This window comes from Nonomuraea sp. SBT364, from assembly GCF_001083785.1.
In the GTDB taxonomy this organism is placed as follows: Bacteria; Actinomycetota; Actinomycetes; order Streptosporangiales; family Streptosporangiaceae; genus Nonomuraea.
Genome location: NZ_LAVL01000098.1, coordinates 23,803 through 31,420 on the forward strand (window position 1 = coordinate 23,803; position 7,618 = coordinate 31,420).

At 70.4% G+C, this 7,618-nt stretch carries 8 protein-coding genes and 1 pseudogene; 7 read left to right on the plus strand and 2 right to left on the minus strand.

From position 1 onward, the window contains the following. The first annotated feature begins 348 nt into the window (after nucleotides 1-348). From ADY59_RS31895 to ADY59_RS31905, 3 genes are all read left to right on the plus strand, one after another. A complete protein-coding gene (locus ADY59_RS31895) occupies nucleotides 349-858 on the plus strand; it encodes an AAA family ATPase (protein ID WP_049569959.1) in 510 nt (169 codons plus the stop codon). 2 nt (nucleotides 859-860) lie between these two features. Further along, nucleotides 861-1,514 (plus strand): response regulator transcription factor, encoded by a 654-nt coding sequence (locus ADY59_RS31900; protein WP_049569961.1) that lies wholly within the window; start codon nucleotides 861-863, stop codon nucleotides 1,512-1,514. Between the two features lie 220 nt (nucleotides 1,515-1,734). Then, nucleotides 1,735-2,328: a hypothetical protein gene (locus ADY59_RS31905; RefSeq protein ID WP_049569962.1), complete on the plus strand. Its 594-nt coding sequence runs from the start codon at nucleotides 1,735-1,737 to the stop codon at nucleotides 2,326-2,328. 58 nt (nucleotides 2,329-2,386) lie between these two features. Here the strand turns inward: ADY59_RS31905 and ADY59_RS31910 are convergent, their stop codons facing one another. Continuing rightward, nucleotides 2,387-3,013, minus strand: a complete 627-nt coding sequence (locus tag ADY59_RS31910; protein WP_049569966.1) for a DedA family protein — start codon at nucleotides 3,011-3,013, stop codon at nucleotides 2,387-2,389. Nucleotides 3,014-3,223: 210 nt separating this feature from the next. On the opposite strand from ADY59_RS31910, the gene ADY59_RS31915 reads away from it, so the two are divergent. The 4 genes from ADY59_RS31915 to ADY59_RS31930 all read left to right on the plus strand — a co-directional run bounded on the left by ADY59_RS31915 (nucleotide 3,224) and on the right by ADY59_RS31930 (nucleotide 6,638). Next, the gene (locus ADY59_RS31915; RefSeq protein ID WP_049569969.1) at nucleotides 3,224-3,511 is read left to right on the plus strand and encodes a hypothetical protein; all 288 of its coding nucleotides are present in this window, start codon (nucleotides 3,224-3,226) and stop codon (nucleotides 3,509-3,511) included. 216 nt (nucleotides 3,512-3,727) lie between these two features. Next, entirely contained in the window at nucleotides 3,728-4,525 is a 798-nt protein-coding gene (locus tag ADY59_RS31920; protein ID WP_049569971.1) for a polyphosphate polymerase domain-containing protein, read from the plus strand. Then, nucleotides 4,525-5,202 (plus strand): DUF4956 domain-containing protein, encoded by a 678-nt coding sequence (locus ADY59_RS31925; protein WP_049569974.1) that lies wholly within the window; start codon nucleotides 4,525-4,527, stop codon nucleotides 5,200-5,202. Before ADY59_RS31920 ends, ADY59_RS31925 begins: the two co-directional genes overlap by 1 nt. Then, entirely contained in the window at nucleotides 5,202-6,638 is a 1,437-nt protein-coding gene (locus ADY59_RS31930; RefSeq protein WP_053175334.1) for a CotH kinase family protein, read from the plus strand. Before ADY59_RS31925 ends, ADY59_RS31930 begins: the two co-directional genes overlap by 1 nt. Here the strand turns inward: ADY59_RS31930 and ADY59_RS51730 are convergent. Beyond that, nucleotides 6,625-7,618, minus strand: a pseudogene (locus ADY59_RS51730) (SARP family transcriptional regulator); the annotation flags it as partial. The gene ADY59_RS31930 and the pseudogene ADY59_RS51730 overlap by 14 nt on opposite strands.

Sequence of the window (7,618 nt, forward strand, 5' to 3'; positions counted from 1 at the left end):
GAGGGCGTACCGGCGTGGCCGCGGCTGGAGGTGAGGATCCTGGCCGACGTGGTGGGGAACCGGCCGAACTCCGCGACCTGTGCATCGACGGCCGGCTCATCACCGACATCAACCCGGGGTTCCCTAACCAGATACGGCGTGGATCCCGACCGGCTCAATGGTCACCTACGGGAGCTGGGCATCGATCCGGCCGCCGGTGACAGCATCGACACCCCGATCCCGGCGGCGCCGTGATCAGGCCGGAACACCTTCGCCGCCCCGTCCTCGGTGCCGGCATCCCGGGTGCGATCTGAACCATTGATCGTGCAGTGGCGTCCAAACAACGTCATAGCATCAGAAAGGGCGCACGTGATCATCTGGTTGAACGGCACCTTCGGGGCCGGCAAGACGACGACCTCCAGCCACCTGATGTCCCTGCTTCCCGACGCCCGCCTCTTCGACCCGGAAACGGTGGGCTACTACCTGCGGCAGGTCATCAACGAGGAGATCGACGACTTCCAGAACTGGCCGGCCTGGCGCGCGCTGGTCGCCGAGACCATCGATCAACTGTTCCGGCACTGGGGCGGCCGGCTCGTGGTGCCGATGACCTTGCTGCGACAGCGCTACCACCAGGAGATCTTCTCCGCGCTGGCAGGTCGTCGCCTTCCGGTCAGGCACATCCTCCTGCACGCCGACGAGGATGAGCTGGTGCGCCGGATCGAGCTCGACACGGTGGAGGCGAGCGCCCGGCAGTGGCGGCTGAACCACCTGGAGGTCTACCGGGACGCCTTGCCCTGGCTGCGGGAGAGTGCGGAGGTGTTCGACACCACGCGCACGCCGGCGGCCGAAGTGGCCGCGATAATCGCCAAAGAGGTCTGACGATGTCATCACGGGGCGGCCGGTCGCAGCGCATCGACGTGACGCGCCTGCCCAAAGACGTCGTGGCGCTCATCGACGACCTCGGGCCCGGTGAGAGTGTGGCCGTCATGCGTGAGGGCGCGTCGATCGCGGCGATCTCCAGCACCGTCGACGTGGTCCAAGGGGCCGTCGTCGACGGCGATGTGCCGGATGACGCCGACGATCGGCCGCCGCCGGACTACGAGGGCGTGACAGTCGTGGCGACCGCGATGGAGCTGTCGGCCGCGGCTCGGCTGGCGCTGTCCACCCAGCTCGGAGCGGACTACGTCGTGCTCGACATGCACGCTGCTCCCGCGACGGCCGACGTGCTGCTGATACCGCCGGGCAGCCCGCAACTGATCGGAGCGCTCCGTTCGATGTTCCCCCAGGCCAGGGTCGTCGTCACCGAGATCGAGGACCACGAACTCGGAGTGCAGTATCACGGCCCGGTCCGGCGGCTGCTCGACGCCGGCGCCGACGCGTATCTCCCCCCGGCGACCCTCCCGCACCTGGCCAGGCAGCTGGACTACACGCTGAACCACGGGCGTGAGATCGCCGGCGGAGCCGCCGCGCCGCTCCAGATCGCCCCGGCCGTGGAGCCGGCCGATCCACCCGACGACGACGAAGCCGCCGGGTAGCGGCTCGTTGTGCCCGCTTCGTCGGAGTCGTTCCCACCTCCGGTGACCATGGCCCGAACCGGTGTGACGACCTGGGTTCACAAGAGGCGGGAGGAACGGTGCGGCGGCGGCCCCGACCCCGCGTTGATCACATGAGGCGCTCGCTGAGTCATTACGTACGGTGCGAATGCGAGGCCGCTTGCCGCGGCCTCGCACTCCTTGTCCAGCAAGGTGAAGAACAATGATGAATGCGGAAGAGGCGTTCCCTTCGGAGAACCAGTGGGACCTGCTGGTCAGGTATGGGGACTGGTTCTCCTCCGCCTTCCACGCGCTCTGGGTGGAAGGTGACGATCAGGAGGAGCTGGCGCGGCTGCTCAGGGTGGACCCGGGGTCGCGCCTGCAATGCGACCTGAAAACGCTGCAAGAGCGGGACACGATCCCGAGAGGCGTCTGGATGGGCCCGCACGCGCCCGGCTGGACGCACATGTTCGTCTTCGGCATGTACGCATTCCATCCCGCGATCAGAAATCTGGGCGAGCGGCGAGTCTTCGAGATCTACAACGCGGGAGAATTCCAGGAGGGGCTTGAGCCGCTCTACCTCAACTACGACGGCGAACGACTCGGCGAGGTCACCCCGCCTTACGAGGAAGGCGGGGACATGGATCTCGCCGACTACCGGCCCTATTCGGCGGGGCTGGAACTCGGTATGGAGAGAGACACCGAACGCGACGTCCACCTCATGTTCTGCATGATGGGACGTATCACGGGACGCTTCGCCGACCGGGACTGGTGGACGTCGACCCGCACTTATTACCACATCCCCGGCGGGTCATGAGGGGAGGGCGCGGGGCTGATGCGATCCCGATCGGCTGCGGGGGTTGGCCGGTCGGCGGTTACGACGGTTTCCGCGCCTTCGCTCGTCTGCGCCGGATCAGGCTCACCGCCACGACGAGCACGGCCAGGGCGCCGAGCACGATCCAGGACGCCCGTCCCAGCAACTGCTCCAGGCGGGCTGCGGAGGCGCCCGCGAACGCGCCCAGGCTCACGTACAACGCCGCCCACAGGAGGGAGCCCGCCAGCGAGGCGGGCAGGAAGCGCCCGTAGCGCACGTCGGCGGCGCCGGCCGCGGCCGGCGTGAGGGTGCGGACGACGGGGATCAGCCGGGTGACGAACACCGCCGCCGCACCGTACCGGTGCAGTGCCGCCGTGGCGCGGTCCCAGTGCCTGACGCCGAGCCGCCGTACGACCGCCAGCTCCCGCATCCGCCCGCCGAAACGACGGCCCAGCAGGTAGCCGACGTGATCGCCGGCGGTCACCCCCAGGGCGACGAGCAGGAGCATGGCGGTGAACCGCACGGGTGTGCCGGCGGCGGCCCCCAGCAGCAGCACGCCCGTTTCCCCGGGAAGGACCGATCCGACGCCCAGGCCGGACTCGGCGAACGCCATGAGCCCGGCCACCAGCCCCACCACGGGGAAGGGTAAGTCGCTGATCGCCCGTACGACTTCCGTGATCAGGTCCACCGCGCCACCCCCCGTTGATTCCCCCGGGACACCATGATCCCCGCTGCCGGGCATCCCTCGCACCCGGGGGCCGCCGAAGGGCGAGCTGCGGGCCCGCGGCTTCCGGTCAGATGGAGTCGGGCCTGTATCCGTATCCTTGCAGTCAGTAGTTGAACTGTCGCTCTGAGTGAACAATGGCGTGGTCTCATCCGTTCGAGAACAGGATTGACCATGTCACGCATCACGACAGCCCTCGCCGCCCTGGCCGCCGCCGGAGCGGTGCTCGCCCCGATCGCCCCCGCCCACGCGGCCGGCGGTGTGCTCGTCATCGACGGCGAGCCGTACTTCGACCCCAGCGGCTGCTACCTCGGCGAGCGCCGGCCGCTGGTCGTCGAGAACCACACCGACGGGCCCGCGTACGTCTTCAGCTCGCCCTACTGCGACGGAGACGTGGTCGACGTGCTTCTTCCGGGCGACTCGGCCGTCTCGGAGTTCGGTACGAGCGTGTTCGTCCGATAGGGCGCCGCGGCCCCGTCCGCCGCGGCGGGCGGGGCCGCTCCGGGGCGCCAGTACTTGATCTCGCTGGAGCCGGCCGTGCGGGCGGCGGGCGTCGGACAGCCCGCGAAACGCGGGCGGTCTTCCACTGCGGCTGACGCCCGGGCTCGGTTCGCGAGTGATTCACACATTGTTCACAGCTTCGTGCGGTCAGATGTGCTCCCACGCACGAGGAGGGACATGGAGCACATCGCCGACATGGGGCATCGGCTGCGCGCCCCCAGCAGGCTGCACGCCTTCAACCGGTACGAGATCAAGTACCTGATCGACGCCGACCGCGCCGACGAGCTGCGCGAGGAGCTGGGGCGGCGGCTCGACCGCGACCGCCACTGCCCCGACGAGGGCTACGGCATCTGGAGCGTCTACTACGACACCCGGCAGCTGCGCTTTTACTGGGAGAAGATCGAGGGCCTGAGGTTCCGCAGGAAGCTACGGGTACGCCATTACGGCGACCGCTTCGCGGCCGGCCCGGACACGCCGGTGTTCGTCGAGATCAAGCAGCGCGTCAACCGGGTCACCCAGAAGCGCCGGGTACGCCTGCCGTACCGGGACGCGCTGCGGCTGTGCGACGGCCGCCGGATGGTGGAGCACGAGCCGTCGCAGCGGGCCTTCCTGGAAGAGGTGCTCGACCTGGTGTCGCGGCTGGAGCTGCGCGCCACCGCGATGACCGGCTACACCCGGCACGCGTACCTGGGCAGGGACGCCGACGCCGGGCTGCGTGTCACGTTCGACCGCCGCATCCGGGGCCGGGACCGGGACTTCCACCTGGCCGCCGGCGCCGAGAACCGGCTCATCGTCCCCGCCCGCAAAGCGATCATGGAGGTCAAGGCCGACGAGCGGGTCCCGTACTGGCTCACCGATCTGACCGCCAAGCGGAACCTGCAGGTCGTGCGGGTCTCCAAGTACTGCCAGAGCGTGGAGGCGTACGGCCTGGCGCCGCGATCCGTCTTCCACATCCCCGACCGTTCGGAGGTCTGATGGACTTCTCATTCCAGGATCTGTCCGGCACGTTCAGCGTGGCGGACATCGCGATCGCGATGTCGCTGTCGTTCGTGCTGAGCGCGATGATCGGCTGGGTCTACCGGGCGACGCACCGCAACGTCTCCTACAGCCAGTCCTATGTCCAGACGCTCGTCATCCTCGGCATGCTCATCTCGCTGATCATGCTCGTCGTCGGCTCCAACATCGCGCGGGCGTTCGCGCTGGTCGGCGCGCTGTCGGTGGTACGGTTCCGCAACGCGATCAAGGAGACCCGCGACGTCGGGTTCATCTTCCTGGTGATGGGCGTCGGCATGGCCGTCGGCACCCGGTTCTACCTGCTGGCGATCGTGGCGGCGGTGGCGATCTCGCTCATCGTCATGGTGATGAACCGCTTCAACTGGTTCGCGCTCAACGTGCGCCGCCAGGTGGTCAAGGTCCAGGTGCCCGCGGACGAGGACCACACGCCCGCCATCCAGGACGTGCTCGTGCGGCACACCGACGAGTTCGAGCTGGTCAGCATGGAGTCGATCCGGGCGGGCGCGCTGATGGAGCACATGTACACAGTCAAGATCAAGAAGGGCAGCGAGCCCGCCGACGTGATCGCCGCGCTGCGTGAGCGCAACCACGGCCAGTCCGTGACCGTGCTCACCGGGTACGACCAGACCGACCTGTGATGGCGCTCCGGCACCGCGTCCCCGTCAAGCTCCGGCTCCACTGGAAGCTGGTGGCGCTCTGCGTGGCGTTCCTGGCGGCGTGCTGGGGCGTGTTCGGCACCGGGACGATCCGCCCGTACGTGACCACCGGCCAGGCCGCCTCGCCCGGCACCGTCGTGCGGGACATCGCGGGCACCGAGGACCTGTTCGACCCCTCGGTCTCCCACGAGGTCAAGCTCACCTTCCGCGACGAGGCCTACGAGGACATGCTGGGCGAGTACTTCAAGGACGGCGAGAAGAAGTACGTCGAGGCGGACCTGACCATCGACGGCACCACGATCCCGAGCGTCGGCATCCGGCTCAAGGGCAACTCGACGCTGCGCGGGCTCACCTGGAAAGGGCAGGGGCGCACCGGCGGCGGCAACCCGCCCGAAGGCGCCCGGCCCCCGGCAGGCGTCCAGCGGCCCGGCGGTGAGCGGCCCGCGGGCGGGCAGCCTCGGGGCGGCGGGTTCGGGGCCGCGCTGAAGGCCGAGGAACCGGAGAACCTGCCGTGGCTGATCAGCTTCGACGAGTTCGCCGAGGGCCGCCGCTACCAGGGGCGCACCCAGGTGGCCGTGCGCCCGGCCGGCGTGGCCTCGACGGCGGTGCTCAACGAGGCGCTCGGCATCTCCGTCGTGGGCGCCGCCGGCGAGCCCACGCAGCGGTCCACGTACGGCTCCTTCACCGTGAACGGCCGCACGTCGGCGCCGCGCCTGCTGGTGGAGTACCTCGACGAGGGCTACGCCGAGAGCCTCGGCGACGGCGTCCTGTACAAGTCGCTGGCCACCGGCTCCTTCACCTACAAGGGGGAGGACCAGACCGAGTACGTCGAGGACTTCAAGCAGATCGACAAGGTCGGCGGCAAGGACCTGCAACCGGTCATCGACCTCGTCCGATGGGTGAACGAGGCGTCCGGCGAGGAGTTCGCCGCCGGGCTGGCGGACCGCCTGGACGTGGAGTCGTTCGCCCGCTACCTGGCACTGCAGAACCTGATGATCAACTTCGACGACATGGCCGGTCCCGGGCGCAACTACTACCTCTGGTACGACCTGGGCACCGAGAAGTTCCGCGTCATCACCTGGGACCTCAACCTGGCCTTCAACGGCGACGCCACCGCGGGCCCGGACGACACGATCGGCATGGGCGGCGGCCGGGGCCCGATGCGCACGGGGCATCCGCTGAAGGAGAAGTTCCTGGCCGACGCCGGCTTCAAGAAGCTCTACCAGGAGCAGTACCGCGAGCTGTACGCCGAGCTCCTGGCCGGCGGGGGCGCGACCGAGCTGCTCGACGGCCTGGTCACCGCCTACAAGCTGAACGGGGGAGCCGACGCCGCCAAGGTCGACGCCGAGGCGACGTCGCTGCGCACGCTGCTCAGGACCCGCACGGACAGCCTGCGGTCGTCGTTCAGCGGTTCGTGACGAGCTCGTCCAGGTAGCCCGCCACCGGCCCGAGGGTGAGCACGCCGCTGCCCGCCCCAGCCAGCTCGCCGGCGGCGGGCGCGAGCTCGTCGTGCAGGCGCGCCATCACCGCGCGGTCGCCGAGCGCGACGGCCGCGCGGGCCGCCAGGCAGAGGCGGGCCTCGCGCAGCAGGTCGTGCGGTGATTCCGGGAGGGCGCGCAGCGCGGCGGCGGCCTCCTCACGGCGGCCGGTGTCCAGCAGGACCAGCGGGCGGACCCAGGGCTCGTACGGGCCGTAGTCCCAGTCGCGCCATGCGTCCCCGCACCCGTCCCAGCCCGTCAGGCGCAGGGACAGCAGGGCGAGCGGGAGCAGGCCCCGCTCCACGCCGGGCATGCCGCTCCCGGCCAGCCGTGCCTGCGCGTCCCGGTAGGCGGCGGCCGCCTCGTCCGGCCTGCCCGCCACGGCCCGCCGCAGCCCTTCGTACCAGAGGGTGAACACGCCCACCAGCGGCAGCCCGTACCGCCCGGCGAGCTCGTCGGCGGCCCTCGCGTGCGCGTCGGCGGCGGCGAGGTCGCCCAGGGCGGCGCGCGCCTGGAGCAGGACGAGATGGCCCAGCACCTCGAACGTCACCAGCTCGCCGCCCGCCGCCAGGCCGACCAGCTCGGCGCCGATCCGCGCGCGTTCCCCGGCCAGGCCGGTGCGTTCGAAGGCGTGGATGAAACGGGCGTTGAGCGCCAGTGCCAGCAGCTCGGGGTCGCCCTCCTCCCGGGCGATCGCCTCCGCCTCACGGGCCGCCCGCCGGCCCCGGTCCGAGGTGCTGCCGCGCGACTCCAGGGCCAGCGCGCTCAGCAACCGGCTACGCAGCGCCGCCCCGCCGTCCACCCCTGCGCCCGCCCTGCCGTTCTGGCCGCCGTTCTCCCCGGCGGCCAGAACGGCAGGGCGGGCGCAGGGGTGGACGGCGGGGCGGCGCTGCGTAGCCGGTTGCTGAGCGCGCTGGCCC

Coding starts and splice junctions, on each gene's coding strand:
- ADY59_RS31925 (WP_049569974.1), top strand. CDS start 4,525: ATGGACTTCTCATTCCAGGATCTGTCCGGCACGTTCAGCGTGGCGGAC.
- ADY59_RS31930 (WP_053175334.1), top strand. CDS start 5,202: ATGGCGCTCCGGCACCGCGTCCCCGTCAAGCTCCGGCTCCACTGGAAG.
- ADY59_RS31915 (WP_049569969.1), top strand. CDS start 3,224: ATGTCACGCATCACGACAGCCCTCGCCGCCCTGGCCGCCGCCGGAGCG.
- ADY59_RS31905 (WP_049569962.1), top strand. CDS start 1,735: ATGATGAATGCGGAAGAGGCGTTCCCTTCGGAGAACCAGTGGGACCTG.
- ADY59_RS31900 (WP_049569961.1), top strand. CDS start 861: ATGTCATCACGGGGCGGCCGGTCGCAGCGCATCGACGTGACGCGCCTG.
- ADY59_RS31920 (WP_049569971.1), top strand. CDS start 3,728: ATGGAGCACATCGCCGACATGGGGCATCGGCTGCGCGCCCCCAGCAGG.